This is a genomic window from Halogranum rubrum (assembly GCF_900114455.1).
Classification (GTDB): domain Archaea; phylum Halobacteriota; class Halobacteria; order Halobacteriales; family Haloferacaceae; genus Halogranum; species Halogranum rubrum.
Genome location: NZ_FOTC01000002.1, coordinates 1,043,064 through 1,061,166, shown reverse-complemented (window position 1 = coordinate 1,061,166; position 18,103 = coordinate 1,043,064). Strand labels below are relative to the sequence as shown.

General features: G+C 63.9%; 17 protein-coding genes. 11 read left to right on the top strand and 6 right to left on the bottom strand.

From position 1 onward, the window contains the following. Window positions 1-34 precede the first annotated feature (34 nt). On the top strand, window positions 35-418 hold the full coding sequence (mce, locus tag BM083_RS13755) for a methylmalonyl-CoA epimerase (protein ID WP_089870026.1): 384 nt from the start codon (window positions 35-37) through the stop codon (window positions 416-418). Window positions 419-470: 52 nt separating this feature from the next. After that, window positions 471-1,304: a hypothetical protein gene (locus BM083_RS13750; protein ID WP_089870025.1), complete on the top strand. Its 834-nt coding sequence runs from the start codon at window positions 471-473 to the stop codon at window positions 1,302-1,304. Between the two features lie 8 nt (window positions 1,305-1,312). Here BM083_RS13750 and BM083_RS13745 read toward each other — a convergent pair whose 3' ends face one another. Next, the gene (locus BM083_RS13745; protein WP_089870024.1) at window positions 1,313-2,698 is read right to left on the bottom strand and encodes an arylsulfotransferase family protein; all 1,386 of its coding nucleotides are present in this window, start codon (window positions 2,696-2,698) and stop codon (window positions 1,313-1,315) included. Between the two features lie 78 nt (window positions 2,699-2,776). On the opposite strand from BM083_RS13745, the gene menE reads away from it, so the two are divergent. Both menE and BM083_RS13735 read left to right on the top strand, forming a co-directional pair. Beyond that, the gene (gene menE, locus BM083_RS13740; protein ID WP_089870023.1) at window positions 2,777-4,399 is read left to right on the top strand and encodes an o-succinylbenzoate--CoA ligase; all 1,623 of its coding nucleotides are present in this window, start codon (window positions 2,777-2,779) and stop codon (window positions 4,397-4,399) included. 34 nt (window positions 4,400-4,433) lie between these two features. Then, entirely contained in the window at window positions 4,434-6,116 is a 1,683-nt protein-coding gene (locus BM083_RS13735) for a long-chain fatty acid--CoA ligase (protein WP_089870022.1), read from the top strand. Between the two features lie 103 nt (window positions 6,117-6,219). Here BM083_RS13735 and BM083_RS13730 read toward each other — a convergent pair whose 3' ends face one another. Continuing rightward, window positions 6,220-7,713 (bottom strand): TrkH family potassium uptake protein, encoded by a 1,494-nt coding sequence (locus BM083_RS13730; RefSeq protein WP_089870021.1) that lies wholly within the window; start codon window positions 7,711-7,713, stop codon window positions 6,220-6,222. A gap of 182 nt (window positions 7,714-7,895) precedes the next feature. Between BM083_RS13730 and BM083_RS13725 the strand changes: the two genes are divergently transcribed. Continuing rightward, window positions 7,896-9,044, top strand: coding sequence for an acyl-CoA dehydrogenase family protein (locus BM083_RS13725; protein WP_089870020.1), 1,149 nt, complete (start codon window positions 7,896-7,898; stop codon window positions 9,042-9,044). A gap of 162 nt (window positions 9,045-9,206) precedes the next feature. Beyond that, window positions 9,207-10,022: an SDR family NAD(P)-dependent oxidoreductase gene (locus tag BM083_RS13720; protein ID WP_089870019.1), complete on the top strand. Its 816-nt coding sequence runs from the start codon at window positions 9,207-9,209 to the stop codon at window positions 10,020-10,022. 80 nt (window positions 10,023-10,102) lie between these two features. Here BM083_RS13720 and BM083_RS13715 read toward each other — a convergent pair whose 3' ends face one another. Continuing rightward, on the bottom strand, window positions 10,103-10,468 hold the full coding sequence (locus BM083_RS13715) for a DUF7964 domain-containing protein (protein ID WP_218148963.1): 366 nt from the start codon (window positions 10,466-10,468) through the stop codon (window positions 10,103-10,105). 212 nt (window positions 10,469-10,680) lie between these two features. On the opposite strand from BM083_RS13715, the gene BM083_RS13710 reads away from it, so the two are divergent. The 3 genes from BM083_RS13710 to BM083_RS24145 all read left to right on the top strand — a co-directional run bounded on the left by BM083_RS13710 (window position 10,681) and on the right by BM083_RS24145 (window position 13,037). Next, window positions 10,681-10,911, top strand: coding sequence for a UPF0058 family protein (locus BM083_RS13710; RefSeq protein ID WP_177197635.1), 231 nt, complete (start codon window positions 10,681-10,683; stop codon window positions 10,909-10,911). A gap of 75 nt (window positions 10,912-10,986) precedes the next feature. Next, on the top strand, window positions 10,987-12,729 hold the full coding sequence (locus BM083_RS13705; RefSeq protein WP_089870016.1) for a DNA mismatch repair protein: 1,743 nt from the start codon (window positions 10,987-10,989) through the stop codon (window positions 12,727-12,729). Window positions 12,730-12,842: 113 nt separating this feature from the next. Continuing rightward, window positions 12,843-13,037 carry a DUF1059 domain-containing protein gene (locus BM083_RS24145; RefSeq protein WP_089870015.1) on the top strand — a complete coding sequence of 65 codons (195 nt, stop codon included), beginning with the start codon at window positions 12,843-12,845 and terminating at the stop codon, window positions 13,035-13,037. Here BM083_RS24145 and BM083_RS22830 read toward each other — a convergent pair. Beyond that, window positions 12,991-13,203, bottom strand: a complete 213-nt coding sequence (locus BM083_RS22830; protein ID WP_143085731.1) for a DUF7511 domain-containing protein — start codon at window positions 13,201-13,203, stop codon at window positions 12,991-12,993. The two genes, BM083_RS24145 and BM083_RS22830, sit on opposite strands and share 47 nt — an antisense overlap. A 150-nt stretch (window positions 13,204-13,353) precedes the next feature. Here BM083_RS22830 and BM083_RS13695 point away from each other — a divergent pair, with 150 nt between their 5' ends. Further along, window positions 13,354-13,542: a DUF7576 family protein gene (locus tag BM083_RS13695; protein ID WP_089870014.1), complete on the top strand. Its 189-nt coding sequence runs from the start codon at window positions 13,354-13,356 to the stop codon at window positions 13,540-13,542. 204 nt (window positions 13,543-13,746) lie between these two features. Next, window positions 13,747-14,754, top strand: coding sequence for a calcium/sodium antiporter (locus BM083_RS13690; RefSeq protein WP_245756894.1), 1,008 nt, complete (start codon window positions 13,747-13,749; stop codon window positions 14,752-14,754). A gap of 23 nt (window positions 14,755-14,777) precedes the next feature. On the opposite strand, the gene BM083_RS13685 is transcribed toward BM083_RS13690, so the two are convergent. Beyond that, a complete protein-coding gene (locus tag BM083_RS13685) occupies window positions 14,778-15,650 on the bottom strand; it encodes a sulfurtransferase (protein ID WP_089870013.1) in 873 nt (290 codons plus the stop codon). 67 nt (window positions 15,651-15,717) lie between these two features. Next, the gene (locus BM083_RS13680; protein WP_089870012.1) at window positions 15,718-18,039 is read right to left on the bottom strand and encodes an ATP-dependent DNA helicase; all 2,322 of its coding nucleotides are present in this window, start codon (window positions 18,037-18,039) and stop codon (window positions 15,718-15,720) included. Between the last annotated feature and the right edge of the window lie 64 nt (window positions 18,040-18,103).

The following is an 18,103-nucleotide window of genomic DNA, read 5'->3' as shown; positions in this document are numbered from 1 at the left end:
CACGTTTATACGACCCACGGCCGTCGTCTCGGCCATGGAGTTCGACCACGCCGGCATCGCGACCACTGACGCCGCCGCACTCGCCGAGTTGTTCGCCGACCTCTTCGACGCCCCCGTCGCCCACGAAGAGGAGTTCGACGGGATGACCGTCGTCTTCCTCGAACTCGACGACGGCTACTTCGAGTTGCTCGAACCGCACGGCGACGGAGCCATCGGAAAGTACCTCGACAAGCGCGGCCCCGGCATCCACCACGTCGCCCTCGCCACCGACGACATCGACGGCGCACTCGACCACGCCCGCGAACTCGGTGTCGAACTCATCGACGAAGAACCACGACCCGGCGCGTGGGGCCACGACGTGGCCTTCTTACACCCGAAGTCGACCGGCGGCGTGTTGGTCGAGTTCGTCCAGCACTGAGTATCGAAACCACTGCAACTGTTTTGCGTCTCGCGAGTGAACCCGTTCGACGATGACTGCCCTCCAACTCCTCGCGCCAGCGATGCTCCGTGCGGTCGCACAGGGGTCGCTCGCCGGGTGGCTCTACCTCGCAGTCGTCGTCGGGACGATGCATCGGCTGTACCTCGACTTCTCTGTCTGGGAGCGTCGTCCGACGTCATTCGGTGAAGTCATCGGCTACGGCTACTTCTACGGCGGCCTCTGGTTGGTCGGTGCACTGTCGACAACGCTGTTTCTCGGTGCCGGGGCGGTGCTCCCACTCGCCGTCGTCGTCTGCGACTACTTCCTGCTCGTCGGCAACCCGCACGTCGGTGATTCAATCGGCCCGCCGGGGTTGTTTTTGTGGCCAATTTATCTGCCCGTCTTCCTCGTCCTCGGTGGAGTCGAGTACGGGTCACTGCTGTTGGTCCGTGACGGTCCGACAGTTCTCACGCTCGGTCGACACGCTCTCGTCGGCCTCCTTGCACTCGCCATCGCTGGTTACGGACTCTCGTTTTACCTCCCACTGTGGCGCGTCGTCCCGACGAATCTCTCGCTCCCCATCCAAATCGAGAATAACGACGACGTCGCTCACGACGTCACGGTCAGCGTTGTCGACATTGCGAGCGACGAGACAGTGTTCACGAAGACGCTCTACGTCGGGGCGGGTGAGCGGATTACTGTCGACGACGCGGTGACGCGTCTGCGTCGCTACCGAGTGGTCGGGACGTTGGAGGGAGAAGCGAGCGAGACGACCGATGATTACACCTTCGAGCCACGACGACGGGCCAGCGTACGCGGCGTCGTCGTCTGGGTCGATGGGGAGTTGGGTCGCTTCGCCGTCATCGGACAGGGGACGGGACCATAGGACCGAAATCAGTCCTTCCGTCGAATCCGAATCGGATTCGACACCCCGACCGACCACGGCAACCAGTAGAGTTCGAGGACGGCCCACAGTCCCAGCACGCCGAGCAGACCGAACAGCACTATTGCTTCAGAGAAGCCCATCCACGACGGGAGGACGAAGCCGAGTCCCAGGATAATCTCGCCGGGGACGATGGCGTAGGCGATGGAGCGAAGCGAGAGGCCGCCACTGTTCTGCTCGGCTTCGTGCGACTGCAGGTCGGCGCTGGCCGCACTCGGCCCGCCGGTCGACTCGTCGCCCGTGCCGAGGCGCTCTGCCTCGTAGGGCAGGTTCACGTCCAGTTTCCAGACGACGTCGCCCGATTCGTCGACTTCGATGATTCGGTCACCGTTGGAATCGGTTATGAGGGTGTGACCGTTCGGGAGTCTGTCGCCGTCGCGGGGCCACTGGAGCACGGCGTCGCCGTACTGCCACGACTGCTCCCACTCGCCGTCGACGCGCTGGTACTCGACGACGCGGTTGTTGTGCGAGTCGGCGACGACGATGGCCGGACCGCCTTCTGACTCGGGAATGTAGTCGGGGTTGTGCTGTTCGTAGAGGATGTCGTAGTTGTCCTCCTCGCCGAGCGTCCAGTCCTTCTGGACCCCCTGTTCGGGGTCGACGAAGACCACCCGGTCTTGGTTCCGCAGACTGAGCATCAGTCGGCCGTCGTCGAGTACTTCGACGTCGTTGATGTGCGTCCAGTCTGTCGGGAACTCCCCACCTGATTCGGTCGAGAAGTCGCTCTGGGCGTCCCACTGCCACTCGACGATTCCCGACGTCGTGTTGACGACGAACGCGCGGTCTTCGGCGATGTCGGCGACGACGAGGCTGTCATCGTCGTATCTATCGACGTCGTGCCAGCGGATGGAGGGTTCGTTGCGGACGAGGTAGCTGTAGATCTCCTCGGTCTCGCCGGTCGAGACGTTCGTCTCCAGGATTCGGTTTCGGTAGCAACTCGTCGAGGCGTGGCACTCGTCGGCGGGGACGAACTCGGCGACGGCGTACATGACGGTGGACTCCGTCCCTTCGACCAGGTCGACGTCCCAGTAGCTCTGATACTGGTCGTCGTAGTAGGCGACAGAACCGTCCGACGCGACGGCGACGAGTTCGCCGGGGCTGTCGCCGACGACGGACTGGTGCCAGCCTTTGCGGCCCAGTCCCTGTGTCGCGACGACGGTAGTCCCGTTGGCGGGTTCGGCGACGGGTTGCCCGCTGTCGACGCGTTCGGGGAACGTCGGCGGCGCAGTGACGTACGAGACGGCGAGAACGCCGACGGCGACGAGGACGACGAGTGCGAACGCGACGCGGAGGGCGCGGCGAGCGTCGAGGACGGAGGAGAACCGACTGCGTGGCATCTATCGATTCTCGGCGAGGCGTGTGAAAGAAGCTACCGATGCAAAGACAGTAGTTCCCCCGGGGGAGAGTTCCGAGCGATGAACGACTGGCTCTCCCACCGCGCGCGGGCCTCGCCCGACGCGACGGCGCTCGTCTCGGCGGAGACGGGCGAACAGTGGGACTACGCCGCACTCGACGCCGACGTCTCGACGCTGACAGAACGACTCGCCGGCCTCGGACTCGGGGCAGACGACCACGTCGGGATGCTGCTGTCGACGCGCGTGGCCGCCGTCCGACTCGTCCACGCGACGATGCGCCTCGGCGCGACACTCGTCCCGCTCAACACGCGACTGACGTCCAGCGAACTCGCCGGGCAGGTCGAGACCGCAGACCTCACGACGGTGGTCTGCGGCGCAGAGACCGAGCAACTCGCGGTCGAAGCCGTCGAGTCGACAGACGCAACCGACCCGGTTCCGATAGCCTCGCTCGACGACCCGCAGTGGGAACGTGTCGCGTCGCTCGCGGCGGCCGACGCCGTCGACGTGACGCCCACCGAGTGGACCGACGACGACCCACTCGTCTTGCTCTTCACCTCGGGGACGACTGGCGACCCGAAAGCCGTCGTCCTCACGTACGGAAACATCTTCACGAGCGCCGTCGCCTCGGCGTTCCGACTCGGCGTCCTCCCCGGAGACCGGTGGCTCGTCCCGCTCTCGCTCTACCACATGGGCGGTCTCGCACCGCTCTACCGGTCGGCACTCTACGGGACGACGGTGGTACTCCGCGGCGAGTTCGACCCCGGCGCGACGGCCGACGACATCGGTACCTACGACGTGACGGGTGTCTCGCTCGTCCCGACGATGCTCAAGCGGATGCTCGACAGTCGCGGTACGCTCTCTGACTCGCTTCGTGTCGTCCTTCTCGGCGGCGCGCCCGCACCCGAGAGTCTGGTCACGCGCTGTCGCGACTACCACGTCCCGGTCTGTCCGACCTACGGGATGACCGAGACGGCCTCACAGATTTCGACCGCCAACCCGGAAGAGGCGGCCGAGTACGTCGGGACGGTGGGGCGACCGCTGTTCTCGACCGACGTCTCCGTCGTCGACGAAGACGGGAACCCCGTCGAGACCGGCGAAATCGGTGAGTTCGTCGTCTCCGGACCGACCGTCTCACCGGGATACTACGACGACCCCGAAGCGACGGCGGCGGCGTTCGGTGAGCGTGGACTCCACACCGGCGACATGGGGTTCCGTGACGACGGCGGTCGGTTGTACGTCCTCAACCGAAAGGACGACCGAATCATCACCGGCGGCGAGAACGTCGACCCCGGCGAAGTCGTCGACGCCCTCCGCGAACATCCCGGTGTCGACGACGCCGCAGTCGTCGGATTACCGGACGAGGAGTGGGGCGAACGAGTCGCCGCACTCGTCGTCGCGACGGACACGAACCTGACCGCAGAGGACGTCGAGGCGTTCTGCCGAGAGCGACTGGCTGGGTACAAACTCCCTCGTCTCGTCCGCTTCGCCGACGAACTGCCACGGACGGCGTCGGGAACCGTCGAACGGATTGCCGTCCGGGAGGCGCTCACCGCGCCGGAGCAAGTCGCCGTCGCCGACGCCGAGGCGGAAGCGGAAGCAGAAGCAGAAGCGCGAGCGAATGTTTCCGACGAGATGCGTCCCAGTTCTGACGACGAAATCGACACCGGTACCGAGTCTCGGTAGGAAAAATCATTAGGGTTGCGTCACTTGGGAGCGTATGGCAGGCACGACTGACCAGACTTTACAGCCGTTTCTCTGGCGTGCGAGTCGACTCTTTCCGGAGCAAGAAGTCGTCTCGCGGACACACGAAGGCGTACAGCGCTACACCTACAGCGAGTACGAAGCGCGCGTCGGACGACTCGCGAACGCCCTCGCCGACGCCGGTATCGAGGAGGGCGACCGCGTCGCCACCTTCTCGTGGAACCACCACTGGCACTTCGAGACGTACTTCGCAGTACCGAACATGGGAGCGCAACTCCACACCATCAACCCGTTGCTTCCCGACCACCACATCCAGTACATCGTCGAGAACGCGAGCGACGCTGTAATCTTCGTCGACCCCTCGCTCTTGGAGAAATTGGAGGGTGCGCTCGCCGCCGACGGTGGTGAAGAAGCGTTCGCGTCCGTCGACCAGTTCGTCGTCGTCGGCAGTTCCGTCCCCGACACGTCGCTCTCGCCGGTGACGGACTACGAGTCGTTCGTAGAGGGCCACGACGCCGAGTACGACTGGCCCGAAGTGTCCGAGGAACAACCCGCGGGGATGTGCTACACGTCGGGGACGACGGGGGAACCGAAAGGTGTCGAGTACACCCAACAGATGCTCTGGGCGCACACGATGGCGTCGCTCCCGCAGTCGGGACTCGACATCGGCCCGGACGACGTGGTGATGCCCGTCGTGCCGATGTTCCACGTCAACGCGTGGGGGATGCCGTTCTCGACGACGGCCGCGGGTGCGAAACACGTCTACCCCGGGCCGGCACCGACGCCGGAGGACCTCGCGAAACTCATCGAAGAAGAGGGGGTGACGCTGACGGCGGGCGTGCCGACCGTCTGGCTCGGACTGCTCGACTACCTCGACGAACACGACGCGGACCTCTCGTCGCTCGAACGCATCGTCATTGGCGGCAGTGCGGCACCCGAGTCCGTCATCCGCCGGTTCGACGAGGAGTACGACGTCGACGTCCTCCACGCGTGGGGAATGAGCGAGATGTCGCCCATCGGCACCGTCTCGCACCTCAAACCCGAGATGCACGACTGGCCCAAGGAAGACCAGTACGCGAAGCGAGCCAAGCAGGGGCTGTTCGTCCCCGGTCTGGAGTACCGCGTCGTCGACGACGACGGGAACGAAGTGCCGCAGAACGGCGAGGACTTCGGCGAACTGTGGGTCCGCGGCCCGTGGGTCGTCACGGAGTACTTCAAGCGTCCCGACGCGAACGAAGAGGACTTCGAGGACGCGCCCGGCGGCAAGTGGCTGAAGACCGGTGACGTGGTGACCATCGACTCCGACGGGTACATGGAACTCGTCGACCGAGCGAAAGACGTCATCAAGAGCGGTGGCGAGTGGATCTCCTCCGTCGAACTGGAGAACGCGCTCATGTCGCACGACGACGTCGCGGAGGCGACAGTCATCGGCGTCCCGCACGAACGCTGGCAAGAGCGACCGGTCGCCTGCGTCGTCCCGAAAGAGGGCGTCGACCAAGAGGCACTGAAAGCCGACCTACAGAAACTCGTCGGCGACAAGTTCCCGAAGTGGTGGGCACCCGACGAAGTCGTCTTCATCGAGTCGGTGCCGAAGACGGCGACCGGCAAGTTCGACAAGAAGGTGCTGCGTGACCAGTACGACGACGAATCGCTGGTCGAGGGGAAGACGCCCGAAGACGCCGCGCCCGGACAGGACTGAACTTCCCGCTCTGATTTTTGGGTCGCTGCCAACAAGCGCACAGGACGGCAACAGACCGAGCGAGAGTGAGTAAACGAGGCGATGAACCTGTGTTCAGTTCCGTTCACGACCGCCAGTACGACGGCGTGAGAATCACGAGGACGGGGATAATCTCGATTCGACCGACCCACATGAGAAACGTCATGACGAGCGTCGTCGACCGCGAGAACGGTTCGTAACTCGCGAACGGCCCCGCGATACCGAACGCCGGGCCGACGTTGAAGAACGTCGACGCCGCCGCGCCCATGGCTTCGAACTCTGTCACCGGGACGCGACTCCGCGAGGCGTTGACGGCGACGAACACCGTCGCGACGATGAAGATGAGGAGACTCACCAGCGTGTACGCGTAGATGTCCCGAATCGTGTCCTCGGTGACGACCTTTCCGCTCAGACGAACCGGCCGGACCACGTTCGGGTTCGAGGCGACGAACAGGTCCCGACGGAAGGCTTTCAAGACGACCAGCCAGCGGAGCGTCTTGATAGAACACGTCGTGCTACCGGTCATGCCGCCGACGAACATACAGACGAAGAGCAGGTGTTTCGCTCCCGACGACCACAGGTTGAAGTCGACGCTCGCGTAGCCAGTCGTCGTCACGATGGAGACGACCTGAAACAGCGAGTGACGGGCGATAGCTTCGGGACTGGTGTACGTGTTCTCGACGGCGAGAATTCCACCGATTCCCACCGTGAACAGTCCGAGGAGCGTGAGATAGAACCGGAACTCGTCGCTGTTTCGGAGTCGCTCGATGTCTCCCCTGAGCACGGCGTAGATGAGGACGAAGTTGGTGGCGCCGACGACCATGAACGGGACGACGGCCCACTGGACGGCCGGAGAGAAGGCGGCGATGCTCTCCGCTCGTGGGGAGAACCCGCTTGTCGAAACCGTCGTGAAGGCGTGGGTGACGGCGTCGTACAGCGTCATCTCGGGGGCGTAGCCGGCGAAGTGCAGTCCCATCAACACTGCGACCTGCAGACCCGTCAACCCGAGGTACAACTGCCAGAGCAGGCTCGCCGTCTCCGAGATACGCGGGGTGAGTTTGTTGACGTCCCGCGTCTGTGACTCAGTCTCCATCAACTGCGCACCCCCGACGCCGAGTTGCGAGAGGACGGCCGTCGCCAGTACGAGGATGCCGAGTCCGCCGAGCCACTGGAGTACCGCTCGCCACATGAACACCGCCCGCGAGTGTGCATCGAAGTCCACGATGACCGTCGCACCCGTCGTCGTGATACCGCTCATGCTCTCGAAGAGCGCGTTCGTCGGCTGTGCGATGGTCCCGCCCCCGGCGAGAACGAAGGGGGCGGCCCCGACGAACGCGACGCTCAGCCACGTCAACGCAACCATCAAGAAGGCCTCTCGCTCGTACATCGTGGTCTCGTCGGTCAGTTGTTCCAGACCGACTCCGAGTCCGACGGTTCCGAGTATCGTCCCGAGAAACGGGAGGGTAGTCGTCCCGTCGTAGAGTGCGATACCGAGCGGGAGCAGTAGCGGCACCCACAGCCATTTGAGGACGGTTCCGACCAATCGAACACTCACTCGCCACTGTACTCGTGTCCTCATGTAACGGCTCTCACACCCAACGTTCGCTCACGTCGGTAAAAATACGTGGTACCTGTGGTTCGTCTAACCGCTCCAAAGACGGTGGATCGAGCCGGATGGGTCGCATTGCGAAAACAATAAACTCGTTTTCCTGGACACAGAATTTCACTTGGTATTAAATCGTGTGGAACCCATCCACAGATATGGACCTCATCGACGAGAGCATCGTCCCGGAGCACGCCCGAGACGTCAAACAGCAGGCCCGAGAGTTCGCCGAAGAGTACATCGAACCGAACGCCGAGGAGTACTACCGAACTGGCGAGTACCCGTGGGAGATTCTCGAAGCGGGGATGGACGCCGGACTCGTCGCCCAGGACATCGGCGAGGAGTACGGCGGGAAAGGCTACGACCTCCAGCAGATTCTCGCCATGGCCGAGGAGTTCTACAAGGCCGACGCCGGTATCGCGCTGACCCTCCAACTCGCCAGTTTCGGCTGTGAGATCGTCGAGCAGTACGGCAGCGAAGAGCAGAAAGAGGAGTATCTCCGTCCCGTCGCCGAGAACGACCAGATCTCGGGGCTCGCCGTCTCCGAACCCGAGACGGGGTCGGACCTCGCCGGGATGACGACGACCGCGGAGAAGACCGACGACGGGTGGGTACTCAACGGCGAGAAGTACTGGATCGGTAACGGCGTCGAGGCCGACTGGGTGACCGTCTACGCGAAGACCGGCGACAAGGAGGACCGCTACTCCAACTACTCGATGTTCATCGTCGAGACGGACACCGAGGGGTACGAGGCCGAACACATCCCCGAGAAGATGGGGATGCGCGCCTCCAAGCAGGCCCACATCGTCTTCGACGACTGCACGGTTCCGGAGGAGAACCTCATCGGGTCCGCCGGCGGCGGCTTCTACATGCTCGCGGACTTCTTCAACCACGGCCGCGTCGTCGTCGGCGGTCACGGCCTCGGGATGGCCGCCGCCGCCATCGAAGAGGCGTGGGCGTTCGTCCACGACCGCAGCGCCTTCGGCCGCGACATCTCGGAGTTCCAGGCCGTCCAACACGACCTCGCGGACATGCTCATCGAGTTCGAGTCCGCCCGCGCGCTCAACTGGCGAGCGGCGGAGAAAGTTGCGAACCACGACAACGCGGGCTACTGGGCGGCGCTCTGTAAGACCAAGTCGACGGAGACCTCTGTCTTCTGTGCAGAGCGCGGGATGCAACTCCACGGCGGCCGCTCGAACCTGACGGACCGACGCATCGCTCGCGTCTACCGCGACGTGCGCATCCCGGTCATCTACGAGGGTGCCAACGCCGTCCAGCGCAACCTCATCTACCGTCAGCGCCAGTAAGCGAGTCGCCCGACTTCGCAGGCGACCCCGCGTTCTCTCTTCCTTACTTTCTCTCTCCCTCTCACGTCGAGTGTACACTCGTCCTGACACAACCATCACGAAACACCACGATTAATCAGACAAATATGCTATGCCGTTTGTGAACATACCACTGTTCGGACTATGGTAGCCGAACGTTCACTCGACGGAGCAGTATCGATTGTCACTGGCGCGGGCGGCCAAATCGGTGAGGGAATCGCAGTCGAACTCGCCGCCGCAGGGAGCGACGTCGTCGTCGCCGACGTCGACGTTCTCGACAGCGAGTACAACCAACAGTCTTCACGTGAGGTCGGTGGGGCAACACGAGCACAGGAGGTCGCCAACAAGGTCGAAGGCGAAGGGCGACGCGCCCACATCGTCGAGTGCGACGTGACGAAAGCCGACCAGGTGCAGGCGCTCGTCGACGAGACGGTCGACGAGTTCGGGAAACTTGACGTCCTCGTCAACAACGCGGGTGTCATCACGGTCGACTCGGTCGAAGAGATGAAAGAAGCGGAGTGGGACGCCGTGATGGACGTCAACGTCAAAGGCGTGTTCCTCCTCTCGCGGGCCGCGATTCCGCACCTCCGCGAGTCCGGCGGAACCATCATCAACACTGCCTCCATCGCTGGCAGCATCGGCGCGGCCGGACTCGGCCACTACTGTGCCTCGAAGCACGCGGTACTCGGTCTCACGAAGTCGCTGTCGCTCGAACTCGCTCCCGACGACGTGACGGTCAACGCCATCTGTCCCGGCATCGTCGACACACCGATGTGGAACAAGGTGCTCACGCCGACGCTCGACGAGGACTACGCCGACACTATCGAGCGCGTCATTCCACTCGGACGCGACCAGACACCCGAGGATATGGGTCGACTCGCCGTCTTCTACGCGCAGAACCGCAACGTCACCGGACAGGCGCTCGCCGTCGACGGCGGCATCCTCCAGAACGTCATCTGAGGGTCTGAATTTCTTTTTGCTACCGATTCAACCTCCACAACCGTCTCATCTGCAAGAGGCTTCCGTCGGTCTGTCAGTCGTTACCGAACCGGGTCGCCGACGAGCACGTGATAGCTCTCCAGCGTGTCGAGCATCATCTCCGCACCGTCGGTTCCCTTTTCGGTCTCCCCGTAGTCCATCCACGCCGTCCCGTTGACGCCGTGGGTGTAACTGTACATTCGGAACGACGTCGGCGTCTCCAGAATCAACTCGATGACGGCGTCGTCCGGGTCGTTCTCGGAGAGAACCGTCGCGCGGGTGTCCTCGTCGTGGTCCATTACCCACACTGCGACGACGTCCTCGTCGTCGAGCAGGTCGCGGGCTTCGTCCGTGGTCAAGGGGGCGTCGGGCCATCCCTCGGCCGGGCGCGGTTCGTCCATGCTCGGCGCGGATTCGTCCGTGCTCATACCTCCATCGAGGCCCGGACGGGGTTTTTGTGTTTGGGCCAACGGGTCTACTGCCCCCGACACTAGCGGTCGGTGACGACTCGATGCACCCGACTCCGTCGAGCAAACTCCCCCTACAGGATTCATCTTCTTACATTCTCTCGGTTCGTAAACTCACTCTCGGTGCCGTGTACCGTACCGTTTAGGCCTGTTGAGCACATATGTGTATCACCGTGAAGAAGAACGAACTGGTTCACCTCCACACACTCCTCGCGCAAATCGCCGAAGAGTACATTACCAGTGGAGTCGCAACGCCGACAGACTTCGACCCGTACGCCGAACTCGGAATCAGTCCGATGGCGCTTCGTGAGTCGCGGGACCGCCACGAGGAGGCCGTTCGTCTCCTCGCTCGGATTCTCGCCGACTGCTCGAAACGAGCCACCGAGACGGTTCCCGTTCGGTAGGCGGTCTTTCTACGAGAGACGCTCCCTCGACGAGCGACAGGCAACCACTAAGCCGCGTGCGCTGTCACACACGGTATGAGACTGGAGGACTACTGGGGAGTCGGACCGAAGACGAGCGAACGCCTCCGCGAGACGCTCGGCACCGAGGCGGCCATCGGAGCCATCGAGTCCGCCGACATTCGCGCACTGGTGGACGCCGGTGTCTCCCGCGGACGAGCGACCCGCATCCTCCGTCGAGCGAACGGAGACGCCGGAATGGCGATGCTCGGCACGTCCGACGCCCGCGACGTCTACGACGAACTGCTGTCGCTGGCCGGTGAGTACGCCGTCACCGAACACGCTGCCGACCGTATCCGCGTGTTGACGCCGCTGACCGACCGCGAGGCCATCGAGTCCAGACTCGACGAGGTGCTCGACGCCACAGACGCCTGGAGAGAACTGGACGACACCGACCGCGAGGCCGTCCTCGATGCGTTCGCCCAGTACGACGAACGCGGGGGAACCGAGCGCGCCGCCGTCGAGGCCGCACTCGCACTCCGCGAGGCCGGACTCCGCGGCGGGGCGTTCGCCGCACTCGACGACGTCGACCCCGACGCACTCCGCGAAGCGGCGGGCGCACTCGGCTACGTCGAGGACGGCCGCGTCGTCGAGGGTGCCGACGACGAACTCGACCGCCTGCGGGCGAAACACGAGGAAGCGAGCGCGCTCAGCAACAGCGCCTTCGACGTGCTCGACACCGTCCGCGACTCGGGCGTCCGGAGCCTCGAAGACTTCGAGAGTGCGGTCGTCGAGTACGTCGCCCGCGAGACAGACCTCACGCGGGGCGAAGTCCAGAGCGCCGCTGCCGACGACCCGGTCGACGCCGCCGACTTCGTGAGTACGACGCTCCGAGCGCTCGCCACCGACCTCGAAACGCAGGTCGAGCGACGAGAGGAGACGGTCCGCGCCGAACTCGACGAAGCCGTGGAGACGGCCCGCACGGACGTCGATGCCGCCGTCGCCGCCGTCGACGACATCGCGTTCTTCCTCTCGCTTGCACGTTTCGCCGTCGCACACGACCTGCGACGGCCGACACTCACCGACGACGGACTCGCCGTCACGGAGGCGAGAAATCTCCTCTTGGACGGCGAGGTGCAACCGGTCACGTACGGCGTCGGAACCCATGGAGTGGCTGGCGGGACAGTCACGCCGCCATCTGGCGACCGAGTGACCGTCCTCACCGGAGCCAACTCCGGCGGGAAGACGACGCTCTTAGAGACGCTCTCGCAGGTGACGCTCCTCACTGCGATGGGGCTACCCGTCCCCGCAGCGTCGGCCGAAGTCGGGCAGTTCGACACGGTCGTCTTCCACCGACGTCACGCCAGTTTCAACGCCGGGGTGTTGGAGTCGACGTTGAAGTCCATCGTCCCGCCGCTCACCAACGACGGCCGCACGCTGATGCTCGTCGACGAGTTCGAAGCGATTACCGAACCGGGACGGGCGGCGGACCTCCTCAACGGACTGGTCCAACTGACCGTCGACCGCGGTGGTCTCGGCGTCTACGTCACCCATCTCGCCGACGAACTCAGTCCGCTCCCTCCGGAAGCCCGCATCGACGGTATCTTCGCCGAAGGGCTGACGCAGGACCTCGCGCTCAGAGTCGACTACCAACCCCGGTTCGGGACGGTGGGCAAGTCGACGCCGGAGTTCATCGTCTCTCGTCTCGTCGCCAACGCCACCGACCGGTCGGTTCGACAGGGGTTCGAAGCCCTCGCGGCCGCCGTCGGCGAGGAAGCCGTTCAACAGACGTTGTCCGACGTACAACTGTCGAGTGAGTAACTGACGAACGTCTGTAAAATACCCCGTCTTCAGCGACGGTTGTCCACCAATTTGTACGAAAGAGTTAGTAGAGGCCACTGAGCTAGTCGATGTATGCACAGTGAGGCCCCTCCGTGAGGTTGCCCTGCCGGCCCGACTGTTCGTTCGTCGTTGAGTCCGACGACGACGAGCAACTGGTCGCGGTGATGCTCGAACATATGTGGGACGCACATCGAATTGCCATCGACCCGGAAGACCTCCGTGAGATGATTTCGGGCGTACCTACCGGGCGTCGGCGAGGTCGACGAAACTCGCGGCGGGTGCCGTAAGCCACACGGACGTTCGGTCGTGATGACTGCGCTCTCGGGGGTAAATCGTGCACTCGTCAGGAGCGTCTTCGTAGCTCACGAGGACGCTATGGAGTTCGAAGTCCCGACCCGTTCGTGTCTCTATCTGGTGGTTCTCCCCCTCGAACTCCGTGTCGACTCCTGACATGGGACGTCTCGATATAGAGATTCGCTAGCGGTTACATAATCTCTGCTAAGAGGGCTCCATAGCCGAACGTAGCAGTGTGGATTCCCGCACTCGGCCGAAACTGCCGTCGAAGTCGGATTCAAGTACGCCCAGGTCCCAGTATTCCGAAGTATGGTTGACCCCACGTCAGACCTCGGTGAGGACGTCGACGAGAGCACCGCCCCAGAGTGTACTATCTGCGGGGAGAAAATCGTCCAATCACCGACGCATCGCATCGTAACCACCATCGAAGACGGTCTCGTGGCATATCGCCACTTCTGCTCCGACGAGTGCCGAGACGAGTGGCACGACGACGACTGATAACCCGTCTCCCTCACCGCTCGCGTCGATTTCGCCTTCTCGACACTCGGTTCGACTCCCGGTTTCCCTCGTTCGACGACGACGAGTTGTTTCGCCGTCTGTGGTGTGTTTTCGATTATCGTACCTGATAGCCGACTCGTCGGTTTTATCATGGCTTGTCGACTACCGCTGGTAATGTTCCGTTACGGTGACCTATTGGGCCATATGCTACCGCTGGGCACAGTTCCAGTGTTGCAAGCCGGTACGGGCGCTTCGCTGTCCGAGGTGTTGCTCTCGACGAACTCGCTCTACTTGCTCGCTGGAATTCTCCTGCTCTATCTCGGCGCCGAGTTCCTCGTCGACGGCGCCGCACGACTCGCACTCGGATTCGGTCTCAAGGCCGCCATCGTCGGCGTCACTATCGTCGCGTTCGCGACGACGACACCCGAACTGTTCGTCGCTATCCTCTCGGGTCTCGACCACTCGTCGAGTCTCGGACTCGGCGCTATCGTCGGGTCGAACATCGCCAACATCGGACTCGTCCTCGGTATCGCCGCGCTCATTCGACCGCTTTCGGTCGACGAGTCCGTCTTCAGAGAGCACGTCCCCTTCATGGTCGCCGCTGCCGTGGTGCTCGTCGGACTCGGCCTCGACGGGCGCCTCGGTCGGTTCGACGGCGGCGTCTTTCTGCTCCTCTTAGCGGCGTTCACCGCCTACCTCTTTCACCGGATGCGCCAATCAGACGACCCCGTCGAGTCCGACGAAGTCGACCTCGACGAAGACGTCGACCCCGAACTCGCGGACGTGCTGAAACTCGCGGGGGGTCTCGTGCTCTTGCTACTCGGGTCGCGGTGGCTCATCCAAGGTGGACAGGGCGCACTCGTCGAACTCGGGTTCGGTCCGCGCTTCGTCGGTCTAACCGTGCTCGCCTTCGGTACTTCGCTTCCGGAACTCGCGGCCTCCGTCGTCAGTGCGATGCGCGGCGAGTCGGAGTTCAGCATCGGTAACGTCGTCGGGTCGAACATCTACAACATCCTCGCCGTGTTGGGTGTGCTCGCACTGATGGTCCCGCTTGAGGTGCCGGTCGAGACGATTACCTTCGACTTCCCGGTGCTCATCGGCTTCACCTTCGGTGCTATCGCACTCATGTTCCGCAACAAAGACGTCTCTCGGTTCGACGGCGGCGTCCTCGTCAGTAGCTATCTCGTCTTCTTCTACTTCCTGCTCCCGTAACGGAATCTGCGACGGCGCGACGGTCAGTCGTCGTCTGCGTCGCTCTCGCCCGTCGCAATCGGCGACCGAATCAGGTTCCCCCACTCCGTCCACGACCCGTCGTAGTTGCGCACGTCGTCGAATCCCAGCAACTCGTGGAGTGCGACCCACGTGAGTGACGACCGTTCACCGATGCGACAGTAGGTGATGACTTCGCTCGTCCCGTCGATGCCGTACTCGTCGTACAACTCTCGCAACTCGTCGGCCGATTTGAACGTCCCGTCGTCGTCGTAGTTCTCCTTCCACGTGACGTTCGTCGCACCGGGGATGTGACCCGCCCGCTGTGCCGTCTCGTCGCTTCCCTCGGGAGCGATTATCTCACCGCGGAACTCCTCGCCGGAGCGAACGTCGACCATCGGCACTCGCTCGCGAGAGTCTTCGACTTCGCGTCGGTAGATTCGGATGTTGTCGTAGGGGCCTTCTGGCGTGTACTCACGCTCCGTGAACTGCGGTTCGTCCGTCGTCGTCGGGTAATCGTGCTCCAACCAGTAGGGTCGGCCACCGTCCATGAGGTAGACGTCGTCGTGACCGTAGTACTTGAACTGCCAGTAGGTGTACGCCGCCCACTGGTTCGATTCGTCGCCGTAGAGGACGACGGTCGTGCCCTCGGTAATGCCGTGTTCGCCCATCACGGCGGCGAACTCGTCTCGCTTCAGCAGGTCACGCTGTGTCTCGTCCTGTAGGTCTTCGTCCCACCGGAGGCCGACGGCGTTCGGGGCGTGCGACTCCGCGTAGGCGTCGTCGTACTCCTTGTCGGCTTCGACGAGTCGTAGGTCCGGGTCGTCGGTGCCGAACTCGTCGAGTCGTTCGTCGACCCACTCGGCCGTGACGAGGACGTCGTTCGCGTACTCGTTCATGTCTCCGCAGTCGACCGGCCGCCCGTAAGTCTCTCTGGCCGAATATACAAGCCTGCAGTCGCTCGGGTTATCTGCCGTCCCAGAACTGGTCGAGCGCGAACGAGAGCATGTCCGGACTCACCGGTCTGAACTCCTCACGTTCCGTCTCGGGGAAGTACTCGCGGACACTGTTCCAGGAGTCTCGTGCGTAGCGGGCGTCGACGAACACGCGGACGCCCACCTCGTCGGCCCCGCGAATCACGCGACCGATTGCCTGGCGCGCCTTCCGGACGGCGGGGACGGTCAGCGCCGTCTCGAACCCGGATGCAAATTCGCGGTCGTAGGCCGTCACGAGCGCCTTCGTCCGCGGACTCGACGTGTTGATGATGGGGACGCCGCAGACGACGGCCGCCGAGAGTCGGTCGCCGCGGTAGTCGACGCCCTCCGTGAGCGTTCCGCGGAGACTGGTGACGAGCACCTTGCCGTCGCCGCCGAAGAACTCCGCCTTCAGCGACTCGGTGGCGACGTCGTCGCTCGACTCGTCGACCAAGACGGGTTTGTCGAGTCGCTCGCGGAGCACCTCCGCAATCCACTCCGCCTCGCCGTAACTCGGCATCCCGACGAGGACGTTCCCCGGCCGACGCGCGACTTCGCAGACGGCGTCGGCGTACACCTGTCGCGTCTCGTTTGCCTCTCCCGGCGCACCGCGGTTACCGTAGGTGAACTTCGGTGCGTCGACGGCGAAACTCGCGCGGTTCTCCGCCGGGAAGCCGAGTCCGAACGTCCGCTCGACGACCGGTCTCCCCTCCTCTTCCAGATAGTCGAGTCCGGAGACTCGCCGAAAGACGTCGAGCGGTTCGAGCGTCGCGCTCATCAGCACGCCGCCGCCGAACTCGGCGAGACGGGTCCCGATGGCGTCGCTGGGCACGCAGTTGTGGAGCGCGAGACGGGCGTTGTAGGCCCGCCGCCACGAGTCGGGTGGGTGAGTCTCGTCCCACGTCCGCTCTAACTCTATCTCGCGGAAGTAGCGTTCGTGGTCCTGCCGGTACCACTCACCGAGGACGCGGCCGACGCCGGGCGTAGCGCGGTTCTTGTCCTCCTCCTCGGCGGAGTTGAGGATACGGGCGACGACAGAGCCGACAATTTCGGCACGCGCCCAGACACCGCCGTCGTAGCCTTCCTCCTGTGCCCACTCGGTTATCTCGTCGGGAGCGGGTTCTTCGGGGTCACGGAGGGGGAGTTCGTGGTCTTCCAGTCGCGTCAAGTCTGCGCGCCAATCCGGTTGCACGTGGTCGAGATGCGCCTTCACCCGGCGGTCCAACTCCTCGCGGAGGTCACGGACGAACTGTCGGAGTTCCTTCAACTCGGAGAGTGTGACGTCCGAATCTTCCAGTTCCGCTCGCACCAAGTCGGCGTCGGCCGTCGACTTCGCGCTCTCGTCGTCGAACTCGACGGGCTGGATGACGCGCGTCAACTCGGATTCGGCGTCGCGGAGGCTCACGTCGCCGACGGCGTCGCTGACGAGGTCACGGACTCGTGGTTCCAACATGTGCGCCTCGTCGCAGACGAGAAACGTCGAGTCGTCGAGGAGCGCGCCCGTGAACGTCGACGCCGTCGTCGGGTCGAACGCGTGGTAGTAGTTGCCGACGACGACTTCGACGTGTGGGAGAATCGCCCCCATCATCGAGTGTGGGCAGGTGCCGAACCCCGCCGACAACGACACGAGGTCGTCCGGTTCGATGAGACCCTGACTGTCGAACTCGAACGGCACCGCTTCGATAGGGTCACCATCCTCCGGTAAGTCGTCGAGGAACTGCGCGTAGAACGGACAGAACTCGGTGTCACCGTACTCCGGCATCTGCGGAAGATACGGCGTCGGGTCGCCCGCGGTTTCGAGGTAGTCGGGACCACCGCCCGCCCCCGAGTCGGCGAGGCCGGTCTGGGCTTGGCGTGCTTGCGAGACGAGCGCTCCGGCGGTGGTATCGCCGCCGTCGCCGACGAGGTTGCGCGTCCGCTCGCGGAGGCCCTCACAGCGGTCGTAGACGTTCTTTTCGTCGACGCCGGCGACGCGTTCGCGACTGTACGGACAGACGTCCGCCTTGCCGACGAGCGTCAGTCCGGAGACGGGTCGCCAGTCGTCGGGGAGGTTTCGATTTATCGTTCGCAGGTCGTCTTCGAACTGTCGCAGTTGCTGTTTGACGCTCGTGAGGACGACCACTCGTTCGTAGTCGGAGTCGGGGTCGCGCACGCGGTCGATGCCCGCGGTCAGCGCGAGCATGGTCTTGCCAGTCCCGCAGGCACCTTCGAGGACGGTGAATCCGCCGTCTGCTGCCGTCTGGATGGCAGTTTCGATACCCTCTGCCTGCTCTGGATACGGCGCTTCGTGGCCGAACACCGACTCCCAAGTCACGTGGGTTCCTCACTGACGGGCATGGTTAGCTGTGTCGGAGGGTGGTCACGGACTCGTACAAAAG

Excerpts from the sequence above, each read along its gene's own strand:
- BM083_RS13735 (WP_089870022.1), top strand. The coding sequence starts at position 4,434 with ATGGCAGGCACGACTGACCAGACTTTACAGCCGTTTCTCTGGCGTGCG.
- BM083_RS13705 (WP_089870016.1), top strand. The coding sequence starts at position 10,987 with ATGAGACTGGAGGACTACTGGGGAGTCGGACCGAAGACGAGCGAACGC.
- BM083_RS13750 (WP_089870025.1), top strand. The coding sequence starts at position 471 with ATGACTGCCCTCCAACTCCTCGCGCCAGCGATGCTCCGTGCGGTCGCA.
- BM083_RS13720 (WP_089870019.1), top strand. The coding sequence starts at position 9,207 with ATGGTAGCCGAACGTTCACTCGACGGAGCAGTATCGATTGTCACTGGC.
- BM083_RS13725 (WP_089870020.1), top strand. The coding sequence starts at position 7,896 with ATGGACCTCATCGACGAGAGCATCGTCCCGGAGCACGCCCGAGACGTC.
- BM083_RS13715 (WP_218148963.1), bottom strand. The coding sequence starts at position 10,468 with ATGAGCACGGACGAATCCGCGCCGAGCATGGACGAACCGCGCCCGGCC.
- menE (WP_089870023.1), top strand. The coding sequence starts at position 2,777 with ATGAACGACTGGCTCTCCCACCGCGCGCGGGCCTCGCCCGACGCGACG.
- BM083_RS13695 (WP_089870014.1), top strand. The coding sequence starts at position 13,354 with ATGGTTGACCCCACGTCAGACCTCGGTGAGGACGTCGACGAGAGCACC.
- BM083_RS22830 (WP_143085731.1), bottom strand. The coding sequence starts at position 13,203 with ATGTCAGGAGTCGACACGGAGTTCGAGGGGGAGAACCACCAGATAGAG.
- BM083_RS13685 (WP_089870013.1), bottom strand. The coding sequence starts at position 15,650 with ATGAACGAGTACGCGAACGACGTCCTCGTCACGGCCGAGTGGGTCGAC.
- BM083_RS13745 (WP_089870024.1), bottom strand. The coding sequence starts at position 2,698 with ATGCCACGCAGTCGGTTCTCCTCCGTCCTCGACGCTCGCCGCGCCCTC.
- BM083_RS13690 (WP_245756894.1), top strand. The coding sequence starts at position 13,747 with ATGCTACCGCTGGGCACAGTTCCAGTGTTGCAAGCCGGTACGGGCGCT.
- mce (WP_089870026.1), top strand. The coding sequence starts at position 35 with ATGGAGTTCGACCACGCCGGCATCGCGACCACTGACGCCGCCGCACTC.
- BM083_RS13730 (WP_089870021.1), bottom strand. The coding sequence starts at position 7,713 with ATGAGGACACGAGTACAGTGGCGAGTGAGTGTTCGATTGGTCGGAACC.